Here is a 21,532-nt window from a genome sequence, read left to right as displayed (position 1 = left end):
GGCAAGCAGCCCATCCTTGCGCCCCTACCCTTGCAAGGATCGCAGCATGGTTCGCCTGTTCATTACCGTTGCCACGCTGCTGAGCAGCGCCGCCGTCCTGGCTGTGCCGCCCGTGCACGTCTATCAGGGCACCCAGGGCGACACCGAAATCGAAGTCGCCCTGACCTACGACGCCCAGCACAAGACCATCGAGGGTTACTGGCTGGAACCGCAGCGCCAATGGCTGATCCCGCTTGAGCGCACGCCCTACGACCATCGCTTGCCGCTGCTGATCAACATCCTGAACAACCCTGACCTGCCCTCCTGCGCACTGCTGATTCAGCCTTTCGTCTTTACCCATGACCGCGAGCTGCGCGGTGCCCGGGTGAACCTGCGCACCCGCGAACGGCAAACCCTGCAGCTCAAACGTGTTACGCGTTTCAGCGACCGCCAGGATTCGTCCTGGCAGGGCCAATTGCTGCAACTGCCATTGGACGGGCGCAGGCTATTTCGCGTGCACGCGCACAAGGGCGCAGGCGAGTACGTCGGCACTGTCGATAGCATCAGTATCATTGATCGCACCAGCGGCCAGACCGTGCAGGTCATCGACAACCTGGCGTTGTTCTTTCAAGGCAGTGCCAGCCTGAGCTTTGCCGACTTCAACGGCGATGGCGTGATTGACTTCAAGGCCACCCCGGTGGGCCAACTGGCCAGCGGTGGCGCTGCCGGCAAGGCCGTGCAGTACTACGTCTATCAACCGGACAGCGATCGCTACGCGCTCAAGACTGAGCAGCAAGCCATGGAGCGCAACCGATGAGCACACTACGCAAGTGCCTGCTGGCCGTCGGGCTGCTCGGCCTGAGCCTCGGCGCCCAGGCCTACCAGTCGGTGTACCACGGCACCTTGGGCACGCAAGCGATCACCCTGGTGATCGAGAAAACCAACGACTACAAGCACGGCTTCTACTTTTACGATCGCTATCGCACGCCGATCCGCCTCAAGCGCTCGGTGAACTACAGCCGCCAGTTGTTCATGGATGAACTGGACAGCGGCGGCTTGCCCACCGCTCGACTGAGGTTCTACAACCCCGATGGCAATGCCGCCAGAGAGCCCATGCTCGGCACCTGGACAGCCTACGCCAATGCCAGGCAGTTGCCCCTGGAGTTGCGCCTGGTGGCTGACTTCGGTCATCAGCAAGTCTGGCCTGCCGGCACCCCGTCATTACCCCAGGCGGCGTCCACCGAGCGCTTCTATTTCCAGATCCCGCTGGCCGATGACCATGACCGGGTGAAAACCATCGAGGTCATGGAAAAGGCCAGCGGCAAGCGCGTGCAAACCCTCGAGGTCGATCTGCCCGATTGCCACAGTCAGGGCATTGACACCCTCAAGGTGCGGCTCGAGGGCGGCAGCACCCAGGTGTTGCTGGAAGCCAGCAGCTATTGCCTGGGCAAGGTATTTGAGTGGCGCGAAGCCAAGGGCCAGTTCGAAGCACTGAACTGAGGATCAGCTCGGACAGGTGTGCTCGCCGTTGTTCAGGCCCTGCTTGTAGTTGCGGCTGAGCAGGCTGGCCTTGCCGTCGTGCCAGGTCAGGGTCAGCACATACATCGAGTCGAAATCGCCGCCGTCCCAGTCCTCGGTGATCACCCGTTTCTCCCCCAGCGCCTTGCCGGCCACGCTGTTGATCAGTTCCGGCAGGTAGCCGTGAGACCAGGCGGTGTAGACGGTGGCGTTGCGGTATTTGTCCTGCAGCAGCTCGTCGGCCAGCTCGCCGGTGTCATTGGCAGCGAAGTCGATATTGACCGGCAGGCCGAGCTTGATGGCGCTGGGGCTGATGGTCATCAGCGGGCGGATGTAACTGTAGGCGTCGTCCTTGCTGCCCTCTTCAACCTGCCGGGACGGGTTGGCGGCGAACACGTAGTCGGCCTTGCCGAATTTCTCTGGCAATAGCGTGGCCAGGTCCAAGGCACGGTTGAGGCCCTGGCAATTGAGCTGCCCCAGGCCTTCGCCGGGTTTTTCGGCGTGACGCAGGAACACCAGGGTCTGCACACCGTCCACAGGTTCGGCGCGACTTTCCACCGCCTCGACGGCCAGCAGGCCGACACCGGCAAGCAGAGCAAGGGACAACGCGGCGTGACGGTGACGCATGAACAGGGACGGCAACTTCATAGGGCTCTTCACAGCAAAAGGGTTGAGGCTGACCCGCCTGTGCCACCCCGCGGCCGAAGCCGCGGGGGGATCCCTGTCTGATGTTCCGTCCATGGAATCGGGCATGCTTCAGAGTGCAAGAATGCCGATTGGTTCGATCCCTGAAGGCTCGGCCCTGAGCCTGAGGCCACTGTAGCGTGGTGATGTTGCTGAATTAAGACGGCTGTCAGGTGCCGATGGCGATGAACCACTTCGGTTTCATCCGGCCGAAATCCTGCCGGCGGTTGTGCTTGAGGGCCTTCTTGGAGTCCAGCACGTAACACTCACCGGCCTCACGCACGAACACCACCCAATGCCAGAAGGGCCGACCGTTGTGCAAGCGCCATTTGATCGCCAGCAGTGCCCGGTTGGGCAGCGCCTGCCAGTTGCTGAACAGGGTCTGCTCGGCATTGGCGGTAATGCCCAGGTGGCTCAGCAAGCGCCGTACGTAGGTGGCGTCGGACCACAATTGCGGGTCCTCGGCATGAATACCGAGTGAATTGGCCAACTGCCGGGCCTGGGCATAATCGATCTGCGCCAGGGCGGCGCAGGCGGCAATACCGCAGCCAGAAGGCTGCTCTTGAATGACTGCATCCATGCAGGGTGCTCCTGTATCAATCGTCGCGGGTAAGGACTTCGAGCAGTTCGATCTCGAAGGTCAGGTCCGAATTGGGCGGGATCGCGCCTACGCTGCGCTCGCCATAGCCCAGATGCGCCGGCACCAGCAGCTTGCGCTTGCCGCCGACCTGCATGCCCATCAGGCCCTGGTCCCAGCCCTTGATCACCCGGCCGGTGCCGATCACGCACTGGAACGGCTTGCCGCGGCTGTGGGAAGAATCGAATTCGCTGCCGTCGGCGAGCCAGCCAGTGTACTGGGTAGTGATCAGCGCGCCCTTGACCACGGCCTTGCCATCGCCTGGCTGGATATCGATGATTTGCAGTTCGCTGCTCATGCTTGACCTCGTTGAAGCGGAATATGCCTTTGGTGGGCAGCGTTTTCGCAGGGTTGGCGGGGTTTTGCAAGGCCCATGACCATCATGGCATCGCGGGGCAAACCCGCTCCCACACGGGCCTCAGGCAGTCGCTGGCGCCCTGCCCGGCTCATGCTGGCGCATCGACCAACACACGCCGCCGATCACCAGGACAATCGCCGCCCCCTCCAGCAGGCTCGGGCCGCTCTGGCGCCAGATGAAGGCGTAGAGCAAAGCGAACAGGGTTTCGAAGACGATCAACTGGCCACTCAGGGTCAGCGGCATACGCTTGGACGCGGCATTCCACAACACCGCCGCCAGCCACGAGCCGAACACCGCGCACCCCAGGCTGTACAGCCAGAACAGCGCCCAACGCTCAGGCGGCGCCTGGACCTGCAACGGGGCCGGCTGCCACAGCGCCAGCACCGCCACCAGTACCAGGCTGAACACGCCGGTCATCACTCCGCTGAGCACCGACCACTGATGGCTATCAAAATGCCCGCACTGCTTGAGGTAACGGCTGTTGTGCACCGCGTACCAGGTCCAGCAGGCCAGCGCGCCCAGGGCATAGAGCACACCGGCAAGCTTGTCGGCCACCGCCCCGGGCTCCAGCGCAAAGGTCTGCAGGTTGATGCAGAGCATACCGGCAAGGATCAGGCCCAGCGGCAGCAACAATTGCCGCAGCGCCACCCCGCCGCTGTCGTGGCGGCCATACAGGGTGATGGTCAATGGCAGCACGCCGACGATCAACGACGCCGGCGCCACGCCCAGCCGCTGGATCGCCGCCACCAGGCAGATGAAATACAGCAGGTTGCCGATCAGGGCCAGGCGGCCGATCATCCACAGGTCGCTCAAGGTCAGACGTTTCAGGGCTTTGCGCATGGGAATCGCCAACACCAGCGTCACCAGGCCGAACAGCACGAAGCGCGCGCAACTGAGCAGCACCGGGCTGAACTCCGGCAACAGCTGCGGCACCATCAGCACCAGCCCCCACATCGCACCGGCTGTACCGGCATAGACCACACCCCGTTTCACGTGCCTGCTCCTGTTCAAAGAAGTGCGCAGGCTACCGCCTGGATAACGCCTGGACAAAAGATCATTCGGCATGCAGGCATTCTCCTGAGGAATACCTTTAACGCTGAAAGCATCGACCTTATGATTCAGCCATTCCCCAGACCGGATCGCCACATGAGCCGCTTCAGCCGTCACCTGCCACCACTGGACACCCTGATCGCCTTCGAGGCCGTGGTGCGCACCGGCAGCTTTACCCGTGCCGCCAGCGAGCTGTACCTGACCCAGAGCGCGGTGAGCAAACAGATCAAGGTGCTGGAGGAGCACCTGGGCACGGTGCTGTTCGAACGCCGTGCCCGGGGCATTGCCCTGACGCCGGCAGGCGACGGCTTCAACGCCATTGTCGAGCCCATGCTCGAAAGCCTGCTGGCCAATGTGCTGCGCCTGAAAAGCGGCCACGGCAGCCGCAACGTCAGCGTCATCTGCACCCACGCGGTGGCCCAGTACTGGTTGTTCCCGCGCTTGCTGCGCTTCAACGAGCAGCACCCGGAGCTGACGGTGAACATTCACGCCAGCAACGAAATCAGCGAGAGCGATATCGGCAACTACGACTTCGGCATTCTCTACGGCCACGGCCACTGGAGCTCGCTCAAGGCCAGCAAGCTGTTCGACGAAACCATCTACCCCATTGCCAGCGTCAAACGGGCCCTGCCCGCCGTGCATTCACTCAGCGAGTTGCAGACCTTGCCGTTGATCCAACTGGATGCCTCGGCCTGGAACTGCCTGGACTGGCAGGACTGGTTCGCCCATCAGGGCCTGCGCTACCAGGCGCCGGCAAATGCGGTGACGTTCAACCAGGTCAACCTGGTGTTCGATGCGGTCATGCAGGGAATGGGCGTGGGCCTGGGCTGGGAGTTCATGGCCCGCGAGCGGATCGACACCGGTTCGATCCGCCAGGTGTCAGCGTTTGTCGTGCACACCGGGCAAGCCGACTACCTGGTGCGAGACAAACAGGCCCTGCGCTCGCCGGCGGCCCAAGTGTTCGAGGCATGGTTACTGGCGCTTAGCTGAACATGGCCTCGACCTGCGCGGCGGTCATTTCCTCGGTCCGGTTGGCAAAACAGTAGTAGCCCGGTTTCTTGTCGACATACACCTGCAGATCGAAGATCCAGTCGGTATCGCCCTCCAGCACACCGACCGACACCGCATCGAAATTGCCAGATTTCAGCCGGTACAACAGGTGCGTGCCGCAGGTGCCACAGAAACCGCGCTGGGCCCAGTCGGATGAGTCATGGAACACCGGCTGGCCGCGGGTGAACTGCACCGGCTCAGCGCAATGCACCGACAGGAACGGCCCGCCGCCCCACTGCCGGCACATGCTGCAATGGCAGGCGTTGACGCTGGCTTTCTCCAGGCTGACGCTGAGTTTGACGGCGCCGCACAGGCAGCGGCCGTGTTTTTCCAGGGACATGGTCAAGGCTCCTTGCTGGGAGAGGTAGCCGGCAAGTCTAGCAGCTGTTATCCACAGACCGGGGTCAACACCGGCGCGCCGGCAAAGAATGCCTGCAGGTTCTTCAACACCAACTGCACGGTATCGCGCGCAGCCTGCGGCGACTGACCGGCGACGTGCGGGGTCAGCACCACATTGCCCAAGGCCTTCAAGGCATCAGGTACTGCGGGCTCTTGATCGAACACATCCAGCGCCGCGCCAGCAATCACCCCCGACGCCAAGGCCTCGACCAGATCGGCCGTATTGACCACGCTGGCACGGGCGATGTTGACCAGAAAGCCGTCCGCGCCAAGGGCTTCAAGAACCGGTTTGTCGACCAACTGGCGGGTATGGGCGCCGCCCGGGGTGGCGACGATCAGAAAGTCCGATGCGCGGGCCAATGCCAAGGGGCTGTCGCAGTAGTAATAAGCGGCATCGGTACGCGGATTTCGGTTGTGGTAACTCACCTGCATCTCGAAGCCCTGCGCCGCGCGCTTGGCAATCGCCAGGCCGACTGCGCCCAAACCGAGGATCCCCAGGCGCTTGCCGCTGACCGACGGACTGATCACCCGGTTCCACTCACCACGGCGAATCGCGGCATCAGCGCGGGGAATGTCGCGCACCACCCCCAACAGCAAGGCCATGGCATGGTCAGCGACCGCCGTGGCATTGGCGCCGGCACCATTGGTCACGGTGATGCCGCGCGCAGCAGCCGCTGTCAGGTCGACCTGCTCGTAGCCGGCGCCGATCACGCAGATGATCTTCAGTGCCGGCAAGGCGTCGATCTCGTCGGCATACAGGCCCAGCGGACCACGGGTCAGTACCGCGTCGATCTCCCCGCCATGGCGGGCAATGGCCTCGGCGCGCAAGGCCGGGGTCTGCGCGCGAATCAGGCGAAAACCGTTGTTCTCCAAGAGCGGCAGGTAGTCGTCGACCGTTTCTACCAGCACCAATACCGTCTGTGTCATGCCATGCCCCCGGGCTATTCGCGAGGGGGCATTATGCGGACTTCAGGCTACTGGGCGAAAGCCCGGCCCAGGCCGCCCGGCACGCCACTGCTGTCGGTTTCCTGCCACGGGCCGTTGAGGTTGGTCGACCAGCTCCAGCCGTTGTTCCAGCGGTAGTAGGTGCGCTGGCGGTAGAAAGTGTTGGGCTTGCCATCGAGCACGTACACGCCCAGGCGCGGGTCCCAGTGGCTGGCGCCACCGGGCGGTGGCGCAAAACTCGGTGAAGTGCGCTGCACCGGCTTGGGCACCGGGGTCACGGCTGGCTTGCTCGGCACCGCGCCCGGCTTGGGCGCAGGCTTGGTGCTCGGGCCCGGCGGCAGGGTCTCGATCGGCGGCGCGGTGGGTTCGGAGGGCTGATGAACGGTACATGCACTCAAGCCCACAACCAGGGATAGAAGGGTCAGGCGGGCGATGCTGTTCATAGTCGATCTCTTACTGGTCCGGGCGGTCGATGGTCAGGTGCTGCGCAGTGGTGGTGCTGCTGGCCAGGGGAGCACCCTGCCCGATCCATTCGCCACGGGTCGGCTGGCCAGCACGAGAGATGCGCGCAACCAGTTGGACTTCAGGGAAGCTCGACAGTTTCATGTTCGGCATCATCGCGTCGCTGTCGCTCAGCTCGACCTCGATCGGCAACTGGGCCACCGTCACCCGCTTGGCCGCCAGCGGCATCGGCGGGCCTGCACTTGCGCGGGCGAAGATGAACACGGTGTCATCGGGCCTGACCTTGTCCTTGAGCGCCGCCGCCAGCTCCACCCGTACCTTCAGGCGTGCCGTGGCCTGCTCGGCGACCGCCGGTGCGGCCTTGCCCTCGCCGGCCTTGAGCTTCTCGCTGGCGCGCTCGATCCCGCCCTGCAGCGCTGCCCGCGACGCATCGCCCTCGGGCAATTGCGCCAGCAGGCGGTTCCAGTAGCCGATGGCTTGCTGATAGTGCTCGCTCTCGAAGGCGGCGATGCCGAGCAAGCCGAGGCTGGTGACTTCGTTCGGGTCGGCCTTGAGCGCTTCGTCGGTCAGGGCCTGGGTCTGGGCATTCCACTGCTTGTTGTTGGCAAAGTACAACGCCTGGGCCCACTGCCCGAGCAGCTCCGGCTCACGTCCGGCAACCGCCACGGCACGTTCGAAAACCTTGGCCGCGTCACCTGGACGCTCCTGGGCCATGTAGGCACGACCGAGGAAGTACAGGCCTTCGGCCGAATCCGGCTGGGCCTTTACCGCCAGCTCCAGGCGACGGGTCATTTCTTCCATGGACTGCGGCGCCTTGGCAAACTGCTGGGTCAGCTCGACCTGCTCGCTGGCGCCAAAGTGCAGGTACAAGCCCAGGCCCATCAACGGCACCAGCACCGCGGCCAGCAGCGGCAAGGGCTTGCCCAGGCGGCCCAGGCGTTGCGGTTCGGCGCCCTCGGTGTCGGCCAGCAGCTCGCGCGCGGCCTCGTCGCGGCCCTTGCCGAACTGCTCGGCATCGAGCACACCCGCGGCCTGCTGGGCAGCCAGCTCGGCGACGCGCTCCTGATACAGGGCAACGTTGAGGGCGGTGCGGTCTTCTTCCTGCTGCGCACGACGGCCGCGCAACACCGGGATCAGCAAAAAGCTCAGGGCTACCAGCAACAGCAGGCCTGCAGCAAGCCAGAAATCAGTCATGGTTGTGTTCTTTGTCCAGCAATTTGGCGAGGCGCTCGCGCTCCTCGGGGGAAAGGTCGGCGTTACCTGCGCCAGCCTGGCCACGACGCTTGCGCACGATCAGCGCGAGCACGGTAAAGCCGCCCAGCAGCAACACGCCGGGGCCGAACCAGAGCAACCAGGTGCGGGCACTCAAGGCCGGCTTGTAACGGACGAAGTCGCCGTAACGATCAACCATGAAGTCGACGATCTGCTGGTTGCTTTTGCCTTCGCCGAGCATGCGGAAGATCTCCCGGCGCAGGTCGGCGGCAATCGGCGCGTTGGAGTCGGCGATGTCCTGGTTCTGGCACTTGGGGCAGCGCAGTTCCTTGGTCAGCTCGTGATAACGGGCGCGCTCGGCCTCATCGGCAAATTGATAGGTGTCGATCGCCGCCTGGGTCACCCCGGCCAGGCTCAGGCCGAGCACAGCGGCTGCCAGCCAGCGCTTCATGGCTTGGCCTCATCGACCAGGCTCTGGTATTGCGGCGCCAGTTGCTCGCGCCAGACGCTGGCATCGACCACGCCGACGTGCTTGTAGCGGATGATGCCCTTGGCGTCGATCAGGAAGGTTTCCGGCGCGCCGTACACCCCAAGGTCCAGGCCCAGGCTGCCCTGCTCGTCGCGGATATCCAGCTGGTAAGGGTTGTGGAACTCGGCCAGCCACTTGAGAGCGGCGGCGTTGTCATCCTTGTAGTTGACCCCGTGGATCACCACGCCCTGCTCGGCCAGCTTGTTCAGGTACGGGTGCTCGACCTTGCACGACGGGCACCAGGTGGCCCAGACGTTGACCAGCGCCGGCTTGCCGAGCAGGTCGGCTTCGGTCAGCGGCTTGCCGTCCACCGATTGCAGGGCAAAGGCCGGGAACGGCTTGCCGATCATCGCCGACGGCAGTTCGCTCGGGTCGAGGAACAAGCCGCGGTAGAGAAACACCGCCACCAGCAGAAACACCGCCAGCGGCAGCACCATGATCCAACGCTTCATGCAGTTGCTCCAGACATGCCCAGTGCCTCACGCACACGGGTTTTCACCTTGACTCGATAACGCCCGTCGAGCGCCGCCAGCAGGCCACCGAGGCCGGTCAACAGGCCGCCCAGCCAGATCCAGCGCACGAACGGCTTGACGTGCACCCGCACGGCCCAGGCGCCGTTGTCCAGCCGCTCGCCGAGGGCGACATAGAGGTCACGGGTGAAACCGGCATCGATACCGGCTTCGGTCATCATCGACTGCTGCACGGTATACAGGCGTTTTTCCGGGTGCAGCACGCTGATCTCGCGGCCGTTCTCGATCACCCGTACGGTGCCCTTGTCGGACGTGAAGTTCGGCCCTTCGAAGTGCTTGGCGCCTTCGAAGATGAACTGGTAACCGGCCAGCTCCACCGACTCGCCCGGCGCCAGGCGCAGGTCGCGTTCGGCACTGTTGTTGCTCGACAGCACCACGCCCAGGGCACACACCGCCAGCCCCAGGTGCGCGACATGCATGCCCCAGTAGCTGCGGTTCAAGCCCCGCAGGCCCTTGAACAGGCCTTTGTGGCGGGTCTTGTCGAGGATGTCGCGGGCACCGGCGAGGATGATCCACGCGGCCAGGGCGAAGGTGGTCAGCACCTGCCAGTCGAAATCATCCACCAGCAGGCCGCCGATCGGCGCCAGCACGGCGCTGGCGATCAGCACCGGGGTGAGCATGCCCAGCAGCCATTTGCTCGGGGTGTCTTTCCAGCGCACGATCACGCCCACCGCCATTACCACCATCAGCAGCGCCATCAACGGGATGAACAGCGCATCGAAGTACGGCGGGCCGACCGACAGCTTGGCCCCGGTCAGGGCGTCGAGGATCAACGGGTACAGGGTGCCCAGAAGGATCATCGAAGCCGCCACCACCAGCACCAGGTTGTTGGCCAGCAGCAGGGTTTCCCGCGACCACAGGGCAAAGCCGACCTGGCTCTTGACCACCGGTGCGCGCAGGGCGAACAGGGTCAGCGAACCACCGACCACGAACAACAGGAAGATCAGGATGAAGATGCCGCGCTCGGGGTCCGAGGCAAAGGCATGCACCGAGGTCAATACCCCGGAACGGACCAGGAAGGTGCCCAGCAGGCTCAAGGAGAAGGCCGCGATGGCCAGCAGCACCGTCCAGCTTTTGAACACGCCGCGCTTCTCGGTGACCGCCAGCGAGTGAATCAGCGCGGTGCCGACCAGCCAGGGCATGAACGAGGCGTTCTCGACCGGGTCCCAGAACCACCAGCCGCCCCAGCCCAGTTCGTAGTACGCCCACCAGGAACCGAGGGTGATGCCGATACCGAGGAAGGCCCAGGCGACGATGGTCCAGGGCCGCGACCAGCGGGCCCAGGCGGCGTCCAGACGGCCGCCAAGCAAGGCGGCAATGGCGAAGGCAAAAGCCACCGAGAAGCCCACGTAGCCCATGTACAGCATCGGCGGGTGGACGATCAGGCCGATGTCCTGCAGCAGCGGGTTGAGGTCGGCGCCGTCGCTCGGTACCTGCGGCAGCAGGCGCTTGAACGGGTTGGAGGTGATGATCAGGAACGACAGGAAGCCGACGCTGATCATGCCCATGACGGCCAGCACCCGCGCCAGCATCACCTGTGGCAATTGCCGGGAGAAGATCGACACGGCAAAGGTCCAGCCGCCGAGGATCATCGCCCAGAGCAGCAGCGAGCCTTCGTGGGCGCCCCACACGGCGCTGAACTTGAAGTACCAGGGCAAGGCGCTGTTGGAGTTGTTGGCAACATAGGCGACCGAAAAGTTGTCGGTCATGAAGGCGTGGCTCAGGCAGGCGAAGGCAAATGCCAGGAAGGCGAACTGGCCCCAGGCCGCCGGGCGCGCCAGGCCCATCCACAGGCTGTCGCCACGCCAGGCGCCAAGCAACGGAACGCTGGCCTGGACGCAGGCGAAGCAGATCGCCAGGATCATCGCCAGCTGGCCCAGTTCAGGAATGATCAGTGCCGCATTCATGGCTTGGCTCCGGCGTCGGTGGCGGCGGCCTGGCCGCTTTCCTTGAGGGCCTTGGTGACTTCCGGCGGCATGTACTTCTCGTCGTGCTTGGCCAGCACTTCATCGGCCACCACCACGCCTTCGGCATTGAGCTTGCCCAGGGCGACGATGCCCTGCCCTTCGCGGAACAGGTCCGGGAGGATGCCGCGGTAGGTGATCGGCACCGACTTGTTGAAATCGGTGACCACGAAGCGCACGTCCAGCGAGTCGCCAGAGCGTTGCAGCGAACCTTTCTCGACCATGCCGCCGGCGCGGATGCGGGTGTCCAGCGGTGCTTCGCCGTTGGCGATCTGGGTCGGGGTGTAGAACAGGTTGATGTTCTGCTGCAGGGCGCTCAGGGCCAGGCCCACGGCGACGCCGATGCCGGCCAGCAGGCCGAGGATGATGAACAGACGCTTTTTACGCTGCGGATTCACGGTTTGTTCTCCCGGCGCAGACGGCGCGCCTGTTCTTGCAGGTAACGACGCTTGGCCAATACCGGCGAGGCGACGTTGAAGGCCAGCACCAGCAGGCAGATGCCGTAGGCTGACCAGACGTACAGGCCGTGATGGCCCATGGCGAGAAAATCACTGAAGGAGGCAAAGCTCATCGCGCCATCTCCCGACCCAGGCTGTTCATTACTTCCTCCCTGACCCAGCTGGCGCGCGCCTCGCGCTTGAGCACTTCAAGGCGCATGCGCAGCAACAGCACGGCGCCGAAGAAGCAGTAGAAGCCCAACACCGACAGCAGCAGCGGCAGCCACATTTCGGCGGGCATCGCCGGCTTTTCGGTGAGGGTGAAGGTGGCGCCCTGGTGCAGGGTGTTCCACCACTCCACCGAATACTTGATGATCGGAATGTTGATCACCCCGACAATGGCCAGCACCGCGCAGGCCTTGGCCGCGCTCTCACGATTACTGATTGCATGGCTCAGGGCAATGAGACCGAAGTACAGGAAAAGCAGGATCAGCATCGACGTCAGTCGCGCATCCCAGACCCACCAGCTGCCCCAGGTCGGCTTGCCCCAGATGGCGCCGGTAACCAGCGCCACGGCGGTCATCCAGGCACCGATGGGCGCCGCGCACTGCAGGGCAACGTCGGCTATTTTCATCTTCCAGACCAGGCCCACCACACCGGCCACCGCCAGCATCACGTAGCAGGACTGGGCGAGCATCGCCGCCGGCACGTGGATGTAGATGATCCGGAAGCTGTTACCTTGCTGGTAGTCCTGCGGCGCGAAGGCCAGGCCCCAGACCATGCCGACGCCGATCAGCAGCAGGGCGGCAATCGCCAGCCACGGCAGCATCCGCCCGCTGATGGAATAGAACCATTTGGGTGAACCCAGTTTGTGAAACCACGTCCAGCTGATTGCGCTGCTTTTCATCACGGTACATCCAGGGTCTTTGCTGGGCAGTGCCCAGACCTCATTATTCGCCGACGCTGATCTTCAGGCCAGCCGCTATTGCAAAGGGTGCCAGAGTTACTGCCAGGGCGGTCAGGCTGCCAAGCCAGAGCAGATAACCGGTCGCCGGCATAGCTTGCAATGCCGCCTGCAAGGCGCCACTGCCCAGGATCAATACCGGGATATATAACGGCAAAATAAGTAGCGCCAGCAGCAGGCCGCCACGTTTCAAACCGACTGTCAGAGCCGCACCCACGGCGCCCAACAGGCTCAGTACCGGGGTACCGAGCAAAAGCGATGCCAGCAGTACCGGCAGGCAAGCAGCAGGCAAACCTAGCATCAGTGCCAGCAAGGGTGCCAACAATACCAGTGCCAGGCCGGAAAAGGCCCAGTGTGCCAGCACTTTCGCCAGCACCAGAAGAGGCAGGGGGTGCGACGAAAGGACCCACTGTTCGAGCGAGCCATCCTCGAAATCACTGCGGAAAAGCCCGTCCAGCGAGAGCAGAACCGATAAAAGCGCTGCCACCCAGACCAGTCCCGGAGACAAGGTTTGCAACAATTGAGTCTCAGGACCGACCGCCAACGGGAACAGGGCGACGACGATGGCGAAGAACACCAGCGGGTTGGCAAGTTCGGCGGGACGTCGGCACAACAGACGCGCTTCACGGCGCAACAACAGCACAAACACACTCATGCGGCCCACTGCCCCAGGTTCAGTTCACGGTAACCGGACGGTTTGCGTTCCAGCGTGTGGTGGGTGGTCAGCACGACCATGCCGCCCTGCTCGCAATGGGCGGCCAGGTGCGCTTCAAGCTGGGCCACGCCCTGCTTGTCGAGGGCGGTGAAGGGTTCGTCGAGAATCCACAGCGGCGGGCTGTCCAGGTACAGGCGGGCCAGGGCCACGCGGCGTTGCTGGCCGGCCGACAGGGTATGGCAAGGCACGTCTTCGAAGCCACGCAGCCCGACCGCGTCCAGGGCCTCGCGGATTGCCGCAGGCGCTGCCGGGCGATGCAGGGCGCAGAGCCAGGCGAGGTTTTCCTCGGGGCTGAGCACGTCCTTGATACCGGCGGCATGGCCGATCCACAAGAGGATGCGCGCCAGCTCGTTGCGCTGCTCGGCCAGCGGTTTGCCATCGAGGCGGATCTGCCCGGCCGTCGGGCTCATGAGGCCGGCCATCAGGCGCAGCAGGCTGGTCTTGCCACTGCCGTTGGGGCCGCTGATCTGCAGCATGTCGCCTGCGCCCAGGTGCAACTCGAGGTTTTCGAAGAGCATTCGCCAGTCGCGCTCGCAGGCCAGGCCCACGGCTTGGAGATGAGGGGTCACGGTTTCGCCTTATGCTTGGGATGCCTGTCTCAAGTCGGTCCCGGCCTTGCCGTTATACTGGCAACGACGATGTGGCCCGGCCGCGCTGATCGCCAAAGATCGGGCGGCATTATACATGTGATGTCCTACTGTAAAGAGGGCTATTTCAACAGGTTGCGAGCGGATGACAGGCGAAATCAATAACCTAGCTGCACTGATCCCGGCCAACCCGCCGCTACGCGCGGCAATGACCGCCGAACTGTTGCGCCTGCTGCAGCCGCAACAGGCGCTGCTGGCCCCGGGCGAAACCGCCAAGGCCGAAGTGCTGACCCTGCGCCAGGTCGGTCAGGACTTCCAGATGCTGCTCAAGCTCACCCTGGACAACGGCAAGCAGACCAACGTCCAGGCCAGCAGCACCCTGCCCCTGGCCCAGGGCAGCCAGCTGACGGTGAGCCAGAGCAGCAGCGCCAACCTGACCATCAGCGTGCAGCAGGCCATTGCCAGCAACGTGGCCACCCTGACCCGCATCGACACCCGCGAACTGCCGGTGGGCTCCCTGCTGCAAGGCAAGGTGCTGACAAGCCAGGCACTGCCGCAGAACGCCGGCCAACTGGCGCAGTTCCGCTCGCTGGTAACCCTGCTCGGCGGCCCCCAGGCCGGCGCTACCCTGGCCATCGACAGCCCGCGCCCATTGCCAGTAGGCAGCTTGCTCAGCGCTCGGGTGCAGAGTGATCAATCACTGAGCTTCGTACCGCTCAGCGGGCGCCAGGAGCAACTGGCGATCAGCCAGCAGCTAAGCACCCAGCAAAGTCGCCAAGCGTCCCTGCAGGGTTTGCTCAATACCCTGCAACAGCTGCCACGCGACAACAGCCAGCCCAACGAACTGCGCGCCACGGTAGATAAACTATTGGCCAGCCTGCCGGATGTGCGCCAGCTCAGCGACCCCAAGGGCCTGGCACAGGCCTTGAGCAACAGCGGCGTGTTTCTTGAGGCCAAGCTGCTGGCCGGGCTGCCAGCCGCGCTTGCCCCCGACCTCAAGGCCCAGGTGGTGCGCCTAGTGGCGCAACTGTTGCCGGGGCTGCCCGGCAACGCCACATTCAATCCGGGCGCTGCCGCCAGCACCCTGGCCCAGGTGATGCCCGGCATGGTCCGCAATGCCCTGGGCATGCTCGGCCAGGTCAGCCCGCGGCCACATCCCGGTGGCTTTCCCCTGCCCTCGCGCTTGCTGCAGAGCCAGGACGGTGAAGGTGACCTTGAGCATTTGCTGCGCCTGGCCGCTGCAACCATCTCGCGCCTGCAAAGCCATCAGCTGGCAAGCCTGGAACAGACCGGCACCACCGCCGATGGCAACCTGCAGACCACCTGGCAACTGGAAATCCCGCTGCGCACCGGTCAGGACTTCATGCCCCTGCAAATGAAACTGCAGCGCGAAGAAACCCCGGAGCAGCAAAGCGACCCGGAGCGCGAGCGCCGCGACCCGCTGGAGATGCTCTGGCGCATCGAGCTGTCTTTCGACCTGCATCCGCTGGGGCCACTGCAAGTGCAGGCGCAAATCAGCCAAGGCAGCCTGTCCAGCCAGCTGTGGGCCGAACTGCCGAGCACCGCGCAGCTGATCGAAAGCCAGCTCGGCCACTTGCGCGAGCGTCTGCTGGCGCGCGGCCTGAACGTCGGCGAACTGCAGTGCCATCACGGCACACCGCCCCAAGGACCACGCACGCACCTGGAACAACGCTGGGTGGATGAACAAGCATGATTGATAAAAGCCCACGCCAGGCCATTGCCCTGACCTATGACGGCCAGCAGGCCCCGACCCTCAGTGCCAAGGGCGACGACGAGCTGGCCGAGGCAATCCTGGCGATTGCCCGCGAGCACGAAGTACCGATCTACGAGAACGCCGAACTGGTGCGCCTGTTAGCGCGCATGGAGCTAGGCGACCAGATTCCCGAGGCCCTGTACCTGACCATTGCCGAAATCATCGCCTTTGCCTGGCAGCTCAAGGGCAAGGTGCCGGTGGGCTTTGTTGACGAGGGCCCGCAGGAGCGCGATATCACCCCTACCGACCTGAGATTGCCGGGGCCCTGAAAAGCATCGCGGGTCAAGCCCGCTCCTACACGTACCGTAGGAGCGGGCTTGCCCCGCGATCAATTCACTGCAACCCTCAGCTGCGGTGCAACTTGCTCATCAACTCCGCCTCAGCCTGGGTCAAGCCACAGGACTGGGTCAGTTCATCGACGCTGGCACCCATGCCCACCAGCCGCGCCGCTTGCGCGAACGACAGGCTGTTGGGGTCACGCTGCTCCAGTTGCAGGAGCTTGTCCGGCAAGGGGGCAACCACCGCCCGCAGCTCGTGCAAGGCTTCGCCCATGCGCACGCTGCCGTTCTGGTAGTCGTCCAGGCGTTTGCCCAGGTCCTTGATGCGCTGGTCGCGCACGGCATCGCCCTGGGCCTGTTGCGCGGCCAGCTCACGCTGGCGCTTGCTGTAGTTCAGGAAGAACCACAGGCTGACCGCCCACAGCAGCGCCAGAAATATGACTGCAACCTCAAGGATCAACTCAGATGTTCTCCAGCTCGGACCACTCTTCCTCGGTCATCATCTTGTCCAGCTCGACCAGGATCAGCAGTTCGTTGTTCTTGTTGCACACGCCCTGGATGAACTTGGCCGATTCCTCGTTGCCGACATTCGGTGCGGTCTCGATTTCCGACTGACGCAGGTAAACCACTTCGGCAACGCTGTCGACCAGGATGCCGACCACTTGCTTGTCGGCCTCGATGATGACGATACGGGTGTTGTCGGTGATCTCGCTGGACAGCAGGCCAAAGCGCTGGCGGGTGTCGATCACGGTAACCACGTTACCGCGCAGGTTGATGATGCCCAGCACGTAGCTCGGGGCCCCCGGGACCGGGGCGATCTCGGTGTAGCGCAGGACTTCCTGCACCTGCATCACGTTGATGCCGTAGGACTCGTTGTCCAGTTTGAAGGTCACCCACTGCAGGATCGGATCTTCGGAACCTTGTGCAGACGATTTTTTCATTCCCCTATCCCTCAAAATCCGCCATCGGCGGTGTGCTCAGTGCGGTCGCGGCAGATGCGGCCGATTATTTATGGTTGTCGTGCAGCTGCTTGACTGCGCCACTGGCGATCAACTCGGCCAGTTCGGCGACGTCGAGCAGCGCGCACATGTGTTCGATTACGGTACCGGCCAGCCATGGCCGCTGGCCGCGCTGGCTGCGCCATTTGATCTCGTTGGGGTCCAGGCGCAACGAGCGGCTGACCTGATGCACCGCCAGCCCCCATTCGTAGCCCTGAACCGAAATCACGTACTGCAGGCCCTGGCGAAAGTCATCCCGATAACGGTCGGGCATGACCCAGCGGGCGGTGTCCAGGACCTTGAGGTTGCCGCTCTGGCTGGGCAGGATGCCGAGGAACCAGTCCGGCTGGCCGAACAACGGTGTCAATTCGTGGCCAGCCAGCGAGTAGATCGAGCCCAGGCACACCAGCGGTACCGCCAGGGTCAGCCCCGCGACGTCGAACAACAGGCATTCGAACGGCTCGGCGGCCCAGGCCGGACGGCCGTCGATAGTGGCCGGCGGTACCGGTTGATTGGGGGCTGGCGGCAGGTGCACGTCCACCAGCGGCTCGACCGGCGCAAGCTGGGCAACCTCGGCCAGCGGCTGGGGCGCTTCGACTACGGGCTCGACTACCGGCTCGACCACCGGCGGCAAGGTCAGCGGCAACACCGGCCGCGGCGGTTCGGCAAATGGCCGTGGCGCAGGCGTCACCGCCGCCTGGGCCGCAACCTGGGCATCACGGGCCTGCTCTTCACGTACCGCCGCCTGGAATTCGTCCGGCTCGACCGATACCGGCAGCACCTCGTCGAGTTCTTCGGTGGCCTCCTGCAGCAAGCCATCGAGGTAGCTCTGCAAGGCCAGTTGTGGCCGGCTGGCAAGCTGTTGAGGGCGATTCATCAGGCCACCTGCAAGGCAAGGTTCTGCGTCAGCAGGTGCTTGAGCAACGCACGGTAGGCCACCACGCCGCGGCTTTTGCCATCGAATTGCGACGGCGTCTGCCCGGCCCGGCTGGCATCACGCAGGCGCGTGTCGACCGGGATGTAGCCCTGCCAGATATGTTCGGGGTAGGCGTCGCGCAGCACCCGCAAGGTGCCCATGGAGGCCTGGGTGCGGCGGTCGAACAGGGTCGGCACGATGTGATAGGGCAAGGCCTGCTTGCGCGAGCGGTTGACCATCGCCAGGGTGCTGACCATGCGTTCCAGGCCCTTGACCGCCAGGTACTCGGTCTGCACCGGGATCACCAGTTGCTGGCTGGCCGCCAGGGCGTTGACCATCAGCACGCCGAGCAATGGCGGGCTGTCGATGATGGCGTAGTCGAAATCCTGCCACAGCTGCGCCAGAGACTTGGCGATCACCAGGCCCAGGCCACTCTGGCCCGGCGACTGACGCTCGAGCACGGCCAGGGCGGTGCTCGACGGCAACAGCGAGATCTTCTCGTCACTGGTCGGCAGCAGCAATTGCCCGGGCAAGCCTTCGGGCACCGTGCCCTTGTGCAGGAACAGGTCGTAGCAGCTGTGCTCCAGCGCATCGGGGTTATGCCCGAAATAGCTGGTCATCGACCCGTGCGGGTCGAGGTCGACGACAACCACGCGCTTGCCCGCCTCGGCCAGCAGGCCGGCCAGGGCGATGGACGTGGTGGTCTTGCCGACTCCACCTTTTTGATTGGCTACTGCCCAGACTCTCATTGCGTTGCTTCCTCCCGGTACGGCAGCCTGCCCTGCCGGGATCGGTTATAGGGTCGGTGACGGGGAATTGACGCGATTGTCGCCCACCGTCGGTGCTACCGCTGCCGGTGCAGTTTGTGTGCCAGCCCGCTTCATGGCCGCATCCGGGGTGGCATTGGCGCTGCCAGTACCGGTCAGGCTGCGGCGAACCTCCAGGTTGCGCGAGATCACCAGCACCACCCGTCGGTTACGCGCGCGGCCTTCGGCAGAGTCGTTGGCGGCAATCGGCTGGAACTCGCCATAGCCGACCGAGGCCATGCGCGCCGGGTTCACCCCTTCCATGGCCAGCAGACGGACGATACTCGCCGCCCGCGCCGACGACAGCTCCCAGTTGGTCGGGTACTGCGCGGTACGAATCGGCAGGTCATCGGTAAAGCCTTCGACATGCACCGGGTTGGCGAACGGCTTGAGGATTCTCGCCACCTTCTCGATGATGTTGAACGCCACATCGCTGGGCATGGCGTCGCCGCTGCCGAACAGCAGCGAGGAATTGAGTTCGATCTCGACCCACAGCTCGTTGCCGCGCACGGTCATCTGGTCGGATTTGATCAGGTCGCCGAAGGCGTCGCGCACATCATCGGTGATGGTCTTGAGGGGGTCGCTGCTGGCCTGCGCCAGGCCCGCATCGACCTGCTCGCTGTCCTTGATCAACGGCTCGGCCGGCTTGACGCTGAGCGGGCGCTCGTCGCCGATGGGGATCGGCTTCATGCTTCGCTCGGGGTCGTTGAACACGCCGATCAAGGCCTGGGAAATGACCTTGTACTTGCCCTCGTTGATCGAGGAAATCGAATACATGACCACGAAGAAGGCGAACAGCAAGGTGATGAAGTCGGCATAGGACACCAGCCAGCGTTCGTGGTTTTCATGCTCTTCGGGTTGTCGACGGCGCGCCATGTGTTACTCCATGAAGCCCTGAAGCTTCAGCTCGATCGAGCGCGGGTTCTCGCCTTCGGCGATCGACAGCAAACCTTCCAGGAGCATTTCCCGGTAGCGCGACTGGCGCAGGGCCAGGGCCTTGAGCTTGTTGGCGATCGGTAGCAGGATCAGGTTGGCACTGGCGACACCATAAATGGTGGCGACGAAGGCCACGGCAATGCCATTGCCCAACTGCGACGGGTCAGCGAGGTTGCCCATCACGTGGATCAAGCCCATCACCGCACCGATGATACCGATGGTCGGTGCATAGCCGCCCATGCTTTCGAACACCTTGGCAGCCTGCACATCGCGGCTTTCCTGGGTGTAGAAGTCGACCTCGAGGATGCTGCGGATGGCCTCGGGTTCAGCGCCATCGACCAGCAACTGCAAACCTTTGCGCGCGTACGGGTCCGGCTCGGCATCGGCCACCCCTTCAAGGCCCAGCAGGCCTTCCTTGCGCGCGGTCAGCGACCAGTTGACCACCCGGTCGATGCCGCCGGCCAGGTCGACCCGCGGCGGAAAGATAATCCAGCGCACAATCTGCAGCGCACGCTTGAAGGCACTCATCGGCGATTGCAGCAAGGCTGCCGCCAGCGTGCCGCCAAGCACGATCAACGCCGCCGGACCGTTGAGCAGCGCCGACAGGTGACCGCCTTCGAGGTAGTTGCCACCAACGATGGCGACAAATGCCAGGATGATCCCGATTAGGCTCAAGACATCCATCAGACGCAGGCCTCGACCAAGTGCTTGCCGATCTCGTCCAGGCTGTACACCGCGTCTGCCAGGTTGGCTTTGACGATGGCCATGGGCATGCCATAGATCACGCAGCTGGCTTCATCCTGGGCCCACACCGTGCTGCCGCCCTGTTTGAGCAGGCGCGCGCCTTCGCGGCCATCGGCGCCCATGCCGGTGAGCACCACCGACAGCACCTTGTCGCCGTAGGACTTGGCCGCCGAGCCAAAGGTGATGTCCACGCACGGCTTGTAGTTCAGGCGCTCATCGCCCGGCAGGATCTTCACCGTGCCGCGACCATCGACCATCATCTGCTTGCCACCCGGGGCCAGCAGGGCCAGGCCCGGGCGCAGGATGTCGCCGTCCTCGGCTTCCTTGACGCTGATCTTGCACAGCTTGTCGAGGCGTTCGGCGAAGGCCTTGGTGAAGGCCGCCGGCATGTGCTGGATCAATACGATCGGCGCCGGGAAATTGGCCGGCAGCTGGGTCAGAACCCGCTGCAGGGCCACCGGGCCGCCGGTGGAGGTGCCAATGGCCACCAGCTTGTACGGCTTGCGCTTGGGCGCTGGCGACGCACTGGCCGCCGCTGCGCTGGCACGTGCCGGGGCTGCGGCGCGTGGCGCAGGCGTGCTGCCCAGGCTGCTGACGCTCGGCTGGGGGCTCGGTGCCGGGGCTGGCGCGGGGCTGGCGTAGGCGCTGAAACGACGGTTGCTGCGGGAAATGGTATGAACCTTTTCACACAGCAGTTGCTTGACCTTCTCGGGGTTGCGCGAGATGTCTTCGAAGTTTTTCGGCAGGTAATCGACCGCACCGGCATCCAGGGCGTCAAGGGTAACGCGGGCGCCCTCATGGGTCAGCGAGGAGAACATCAACACCGGGGTCGGGCAACGCTGCATGATGTGACGCACAGCGGTGATGCCATCCATCATGGGCATTTCATAGTCCATGGTGATGACGTCGGGCTTGAGCGACAGCGCCTGGTCGATCGCTTCCTTGCCGTTGGTCGCGGTACCGACGACCTGGATAGTCGGGTCCGCTGAAAGAATTTCCGAGACACGGCGGCGGAAGAAACCGGAATCATCCACCACCAGGACCTTGACTGCCATAAACA

General features: G+C 64.2%; 28 protein-coding genes. 5 read left to right on the top strand and 23 right to left on the bottom strand.

The window, feature by feature from the left end; translation table 11 throughout:
- The first annotated feature begins 46 nt into the window (after window positions 1-46).
- Window positions 47-796: a hypothetical protein gene (locus tag PspR32_RS07805; protein ID WP_159388283.1), complete on the top strand. Its 750-nt coding sequence runs from the start codon at window positions 47-49 to the stop codon at window positions 794-796.
- Window positions 793-1,479: a hypothetical protein gene (locus tag PspR32_RS07800; RefSeq protein WP_100783418.1), complete on the top strand. Its 687-nt coding sequence runs from the start codon at window positions 793-795 to the stop codon at window positions 1,477-1,479. The genes PspR32_RS07805 and PspR32_RS07800 overlap by 4 nt, the downstream gene beginning before the upstream one ends.
- A 3-nt stretch (window positions 1,480-1,482) precedes the next feature.
- Here the strand turns inward: PspR32_RS07800 and PspR32_RS07795 are convergent, their stop codons facing one another.
- The 4 genes from PspR32_RS07795 to PspR32_RS07780 all read right to left on the bottom strand — a co-directional run bounded on the left by PspR32_RS07795 (window position 1,483) and on the right by PspR32_RS07780 (window position 4,169).
- The gene (locus PspR32_RS07795) at window positions 1,483-2,145 is read right to left on the bottom strand and encodes a hypothetical protein (RefSeq protein ID WP_010225066.1); all 663 of its coding nucleotides are present in this window, start codon (window positions 2,143-2,145) and stop codon (window positions 1,483-1,485) included.
- A gap of 205 nt (window positions 2,146-2,350) precedes the next feature.
- Window positions 2,351-2,761 carry a hypothetical protein gene (locus PspR32_RS07790; RefSeq protein WP_010225064.1) on the bottom strand — a complete coding sequence of 137 codons (411 nt, stop codon included), beginning with the start codon at window positions 2,759-2,761 and terminating at the stop codon, window positions 2,351-2,353.
- Between the two features lie 16 nt (window positions 2,762-2,777).
- Window positions 2,778-3,116 (bottom strand): FKBP-type peptidyl-prolyl cis-trans isomerase, encoded by a 339-nt coding sequence (locus PspR32_RS07785; protein WP_036994339.1) that lies wholly within the window; start codon window positions 3,114-3,116, stop codon window positions 2,778-2,780.
- 120 nt (window positions 3,117-3,236) lie between these two features.
- Complete coding sequence (locus PspR32_RS07780) at window positions 3,237-4,169, bottom strand: DMT family transporter (RefSeq protein WP_010225060.1); 933 nt, start codon at window positions 4,167-4,169, stop codon at window positions 3,237-3,239.
- A gap of 153 nt (window positions 4,170-4,322) precedes the next feature.
- On the opposite strand from PspR32_RS07780, the gene PspR32_RS07775 reads away from it, so the two are divergent.
- Entirely contained in the window at window positions 4,323-5,216 is an 894-nt protein-coding gene (locus tag PspR32_RS07775; protein WP_159388282.1) for a LysR substrate-binding domain-containing protein, read from the top strand.
- On the opposite strand, the gene PspR32_RS07770 is transcribed toward PspR32_RS07775, so the two are convergent.
- The 12 genes from PspR32_RS07770 to ccmA are packed head-to-tail and all read right to left on the bottom strand — an operon-like array spanning window position 5,209 to window position 14,002.
- The gene (locus PspR32_RS07770) at window positions 5,209-5,616 is read right to left on the bottom strand and encodes a GFA family protein (RefSeq protein WP_036994338.1); all 408 of its coding nucleotides are present in this window, start codon (window positions 5,614-5,616) and stop codon (window positions 5,209-5,211) included. The genes PspR32_RS07775 and PspR32_RS07770 overlap by 8 nt on opposite strands.
- Window positions 5,617-5,663: 47 nt before the next feature.
- On the bottom strand, window positions 5,664-6,602 hold the full coding sequence (locus PspR32_RS07765; protein ID WP_159388281.1) for a 2-hydroxyacid dehydrogenase: 939 nt from the start codon (window positions 6,600-6,602) through the stop codon (window positions 5,664-5,666).
- Between the two features lie 47 nt (window positions 6,603-6,649).
- Window positions 6,650-7,063 carry a hypothetical protein gene (locus PspR32_RS07760; RefSeq protein WP_010225056.1) on the bottom strand — a complete coding sequence of 138 codons (414 nt, stop codon included), beginning with the start codon at window positions 7,061-7,063 and terminating at the stop codon, window positions 6,650-6,652.
- A gap of 10 nt (window positions 7,064-7,073) precedes the next feature.
- A complete protein-coding gene (gene ccmI, locus PspR32_RS07755; RefSeq protein ID WP_010225055.1) occupies window positions 7,074-8,276 on the bottom strand; it encodes a c-type cytochrome biogenesis protein CcmI in 1,203 nt (400 codons plus the stop codon).
- Window positions 8,269-8,745: a cytochrome c-type biogenesis protein gene (locus PspR32_RS07750; RefSeq protein WP_010225054.1), complete on the bottom strand. Its 477-nt coding sequence runs from the start codon at window positions 8,743-8,745 to the stop codon at window positions 8,269-8,271. The genes ccmI and PspR32_RS07750 overlap by 8 nt, the downstream gene beginning before the upstream one ends.
- Window positions 8,742-9,275: a DsbE family thiol:disulfide interchange protein gene (locus PspR32_RS07745; RefSeq protein WP_010225053.1), complete on the bottom strand. Its 534-nt coding sequence runs from the start codon at window positions 9,273-9,275 to the stop codon at window positions 8,742-8,744. Before PspR32_RS07745 ends, PspR32_RS07750 begins: the two co-directional genes overlap by 4 nt.
- On the bottom strand, window positions 9,272-11,245 hold the full coding sequence (locus PspR32_RS07740) for a heme lyase CcmF/NrfE family subunit (RefSeq protein WP_174242323.1): 1,974 nt from the start codon (window positions 11,243-11,245) through the stop codon (window positions 9,272-9,274). Before PspR32_RS07740 ends, PspR32_RS07745 begins: the two co-directional genes overlap by 4 nt.
- Before the next feature lie 11 nt (window positions 11,246-11,256).
- Complete coding sequence (ccmE, locus tag PspR32_RS07735) at window positions 11,257-11,715, bottom strand: cytochrome c maturation protein CcmE (RefSeq protein WP_010225051.1); 459 nt, start codon at window positions 11,713-11,715, stop codon at window positions 11,257-11,259.
- Window positions 11,712-11,888 (bottom strand): heme exporter protein CcmD, encoded by a 177-nt coding sequence (ccmD, locus tag PspR32_RS07730; protein ID WP_010225050.1) that lies wholly within the window; start codon window positions 11,886-11,888, stop codon window positions 11,712-11,714. Before ccmD ends, ccmE begins: the two co-directional genes overlap by 4 nt.
- Window positions 11,885-12,661, bottom strand: coding sequence for a heme ABC transporter permease (locus PspR32_RS07725; RefSeq protein ID WP_010225049.1), 777 nt, complete (start codon window positions 12,659-12,661; stop codon window positions 11,885-11,887). Before PspR32_RS07725 ends, ccmD begins: the two co-directional genes overlap by 4 nt.
- Before the next feature lie 43 nt (window positions 12,662-12,704).
- Window positions 12,705-13,373, bottom strand: coding sequence for a heme exporter protein CcmB (ccmB, locus tag PspR32_RS07720; protein WP_026001415.1), 669 nt, complete (start codon window positions 13,371-13,373; stop codon window positions 12,705-12,707).
- The gene (ccmA, locus tag PspR32_RS07715; RefSeq protein WP_010225047.1) at window positions 13,370-14,002 is read right to left on the bottom strand and encodes a cytochrome c biogenesis heme-transporting ATPase CcmA; all 633 of its coding nucleotides are present in this window, start codon (window positions 14,000-14,002) and stop codon (window positions 13,370-13,372) included. Before ccmA ends, ccmB begins: the two co-directional genes overlap by 4 nt.
- Before the next feature lie 163 nt (window positions 14,003-14,165).
- Here ccmA and fliK point away from each other — a divergent pair, with 163 nt between their 5' ends.
- A complete protein-coding gene (fliK, locus tag PspR32_RS07710; RefSeq protein WP_159388280.1) occupies window positions 14,166-15,734 on the top strand; it encodes a flagellar hook-length control protein FliK in 1,569 nt (522 codons plus the stop codon).
- The gene (locus PspR32_RS07705; RefSeq protein ID WP_010225044.1) at window positions 15,731-16,063 is read left to right on the top strand and encodes an EscU/YscU/HrcU family type III secretion system export apparatus switch protein; all 333 of its coding nucleotides are present in this window, start codon (window positions 15,731-15,733) and stop codon (window positions 16,061-16,063) included. The genes fliK and PspR32_RS07705 overlap by 4 nt, the downstream gene beginning before the upstream one ends.
- A 76-nt stretch (window positions 16,064-16,139) precedes the next feature.
- Here the strand turns inward: PspR32_RS07705 and PspR32_RS07700 are convergent, their stop codons facing one another.
- The 7 genes from PspR32_RS07700 to PspR32_RS07670 form a co-directional block, all read right to left on the bottom strand.
- Window positions 16,140-16,532: a DUF2802 domain-containing protein gene (locus PspR32_RS07700; RefSeq protein ID WP_010225042.1), complete on the bottom strand. Its 393-nt coding sequence runs from the start codon at window positions 16,530-16,532 to the stop codon at window positions 16,140-16,142.
- 1 nt (window position 16,533) lies between these two features.
- Window positions 16,534-17,013: a chemotaxis protein CheW gene (locus tag PspR32_RS07695; RefSeq protein WP_010225041.1), complete on the bottom strand. Its 480-nt coding sequence runs from the start codon at window positions 17,011-17,013 to the stop codon at window positions 16,534-16,536.
- A gap of 64 nt (window positions 17,014-17,077) precedes the next feature.
- Window positions 17,078-17,947, bottom strand: a complete 870-nt coding sequence (locus PspR32_RS07690) for a CheW domain-containing protein (protein WP_159388279.1) — start codon at window positions 17,945-17,947, stop codon at window positions 17,078-17,080.
- Window positions 17,947-18,735, bottom strand: a complete 789-nt coding sequence (locus PspR32_RS07685) for a ParA family protein (RefSeq protein ID WP_010225035.1) — start codon at window positions 18,733-18,735, stop codon at window positions 17,947-17,949. The genes PspR32_RS07690 and PspR32_RS07685 overlap by 1 nt, the downstream gene beginning before the upstream one ends.
- Before the next feature lie 45 nt (window positions 18,736-18,780).
- Window positions 18,781-19,668 carry a flagellar motor protein MotD gene (motD, locus tag PspR32_RS07680; RefSeq protein ID WP_010225033.1) on the bottom strand — a complete coding sequence of 296 codons (888 nt, stop codon included), beginning with the start codon at window positions 19,666-19,668 and terminating at the stop codon, window positions 18,781-18,783.
- 3 nt (window positions 19,669-19,671) lie between these two features.
- Window positions 19,672-20,412 (bottom strand): flagellar motor protein, encoded by a 741-nt coding sequence (locus tag PspR32_RS07675; protein WP_010225031.1) that lies wholly within the window; start codon window positions 20,410-20,412, stop codon window positions 19,672-19,674.
- A complete protein-coding gene (locus tag PspR32_RS07670) occupies window positions 20,412-21,527 on the bottom strand; it encodes a protein-glutamate methylesterase/protein-glutamine glutaminase (RefSeq protein ID WP_036994331.1) in 1,116 nt (371 codons plus the stop codon). Before PspR32_RS07670 ends, PspR32_RS07675 begins: the two co-directional genes overlap by 1 nt.
- Between the last annotated feature and the right edge of the window lie 5 nt (window positions 21,528-21,532).

The sequence above is a fragment of the Pseudomonas sp. R32 genome (genome assembly GCF_009866705.1).
GTDB classification, from domain to species: Bacteria; Pseudomonadota; Gammaproteobacteria; order Pseudomonadales; family Pseudomonadaceae; genus Aquipseudomonas; species Aquipseudomonas donghuensis.
The sequence above is the reverse complement of the archived record's forward strand: the minus strand, read 5'-3'. Positions and strand labels throughout refer to the sequence as shown.

What these genes read in the sequence shown, in the direction of transcription:
- PspR32_RS07745 (WP_010225053.1), bottom strand. Translation starts at nt 9,275, where the DNA reads ATGAAGCGTTGGATCATGGTGCTGCCGCTGGCGGTGTTTCTGCTGGTG.
- PspR32_RS07785 (WP_036994339.1), bottom strand. Translation starts at nt 3,116, where the DNA reads ATGAGCAGCGAACTGCAAATCATCGATATCCAGCCAGGCGATGGCAAG.
- PspR32_RS07725 (WP_010225049.1), bottom strand. Translation starts at nt 12,661, where the DNA reads ATGAAAAGCAGCGCAATCAGCTGGACGTGGTTTCACAAACTGGGTTCA.
- PspR32_RS07695 (WP_010225041.1), bottom strand. Translation starts at nt 17,013, where the DNA reads ATGAAAAAATCGTCTGCACAAGGTTCCGAAGATCCGATCCTGCAGTGG.
- PspR32_RS07800 (WP_100783418.1), top strand. Translation starts at nt 793, where the DNA reads ATGAGCACACTACGCAAGTGCCTGCTGGCCGTCGGGCTGCTCGGCCTG.
- PspR32_RS07790 (WP_010225064.1), bottom strand. Translation starts at nt 2,761, where the DNA reads ATGGATGCAGTCATTCAAGAGCAGCCTTCTGGCTGCGGTATTGCCGCC.
- PspR32_RS07670 (WP_036994331.1), bottom strand. Translation starts at nt 21,527, where the DNA reads ATGGCAGTCAAGGTCCTGGTGGTGGATGATTCCGGTTTCTTCCGCCGC.
- PspR32_RS07760 (WP_010225056.1), bottom strand. Translation starts at nt 7,063, where the DNA reads ATGAACAGCATCGCCCGCCTGACCCTTCTATCCCTGGTTGTGGGCTTG.
- PspR32_RS07775 (WP_159388282.1), top strand. Translation starts at nt 4,323, where the DNA reads ATGAGCCGCTTCAGCCGTCACCTGCCACCACTGGACACCCTGATCGCC.
- ccmI (WP_010225055.1), bottom strand. Translation starts at nt 8,276, where the DNA reads ATGACTGATTTCTGGCTTGCTGCAGGCCTGCTGTTGCTGGTAGCCCTG.
- PspR32_RS07765 (WP_159388281.1), bottom strand. Translation starts at nt 6,602, where the DNA reads ATGACACAGACGGTATTGGTGCTGGTAGAAACGGTCGACGACTACCTG.
- PspR32_RS07685 (WP_010225035.1), bottom strand. Translation starts at nt 18,735, where the DNA reads ATGAGAGTCTGGGCAGTAGCCAATCAAAAAGGTGGAGTCGGCAAGACC.
- PspR32_RS07750 (WP_010225054.1), bottom strand. Translation starts at nt 8,745, where the DNA reads ATGAAGCGCTGGCTGGCAGCCGCTGTGCTCGGCCTGAGCCTGGCCGGG.
- PspR32_RS07705 (WP_010225044.1), top strand. Translation starts at nt 15,731, where the DNA reads ATGATTGATAAAAGCCCACGCCAGGCCATTGCCCTGACCTATGACGGC.
- PspR32_RS07675 (WP_010225031.1), bottom strand. Translation starts at nt 20,412, where the DNA reads ATGGATGTCTTGAGCCTAATCGGGATCATCCTGGCATTTGTCGCCATC.
- PspR32_RS07795 (WP_010225066.1), bottom strand. Translation starts at nt 2,145, where the DNA reads ATGAAGTTGCCGTCCCTGTTCATGCGTCACCGTCACGCCGCGTTGTCC.
- PspR32_RS07805 (WP_159388283.1), top strand. Translation starts at nt 47, where the DNA reads ATGGTTCGCCTGTTCATTACCGTTGCCACGCTGCTGAGCAGCGCCGCC.
- fliK (WP_159388280.1), top strand. Translation starts at nt 14,166, where the DNA reads ATGACAGGCGAAATCAATAACCTAGCTGCACTGATCCCGGCCAACCCG.
- PspR32_RS07690 (WP_159388279.1), bottom strand. Translation starts at nt 17,947, where the DNA reads ATGAATCGCCCTCAACAGCTTGCCAGCCGGCCACAACTGGCCTTGCAG.
- PspR32_RS07770 (WP_036994338.1), bottom strand. Translation starts at nt 5,616, where the DNA reads ATGTCCCTGGAAAAACACGGCCGCTGCCTGTGCGGCGCCGTCAAACTC.
- ccmD (WP_010225050.1), bottom strand. Translation starts at nt 11,888, where the DNA reads ATGAGCTTTGCCTCCTTCAGTGATTTTCTCGCCATGGGCCATCACGGC.
- ccmB (WP_026001415.1), bottom strand. Translation starts at nt 13,373, where the DNA reads ATGAGTGTGTTTGTGCTGTTGTTGCGCCGTGAAGCGCGTCTGTTGTGC.
- motD (WP_010225033.1), bottom strand. Translation starts at nt 19,668, where the DNA reads ATGGCGCGCCGTCGACAACCCGAAGAGCATGAAAACCACGAACGCTGG.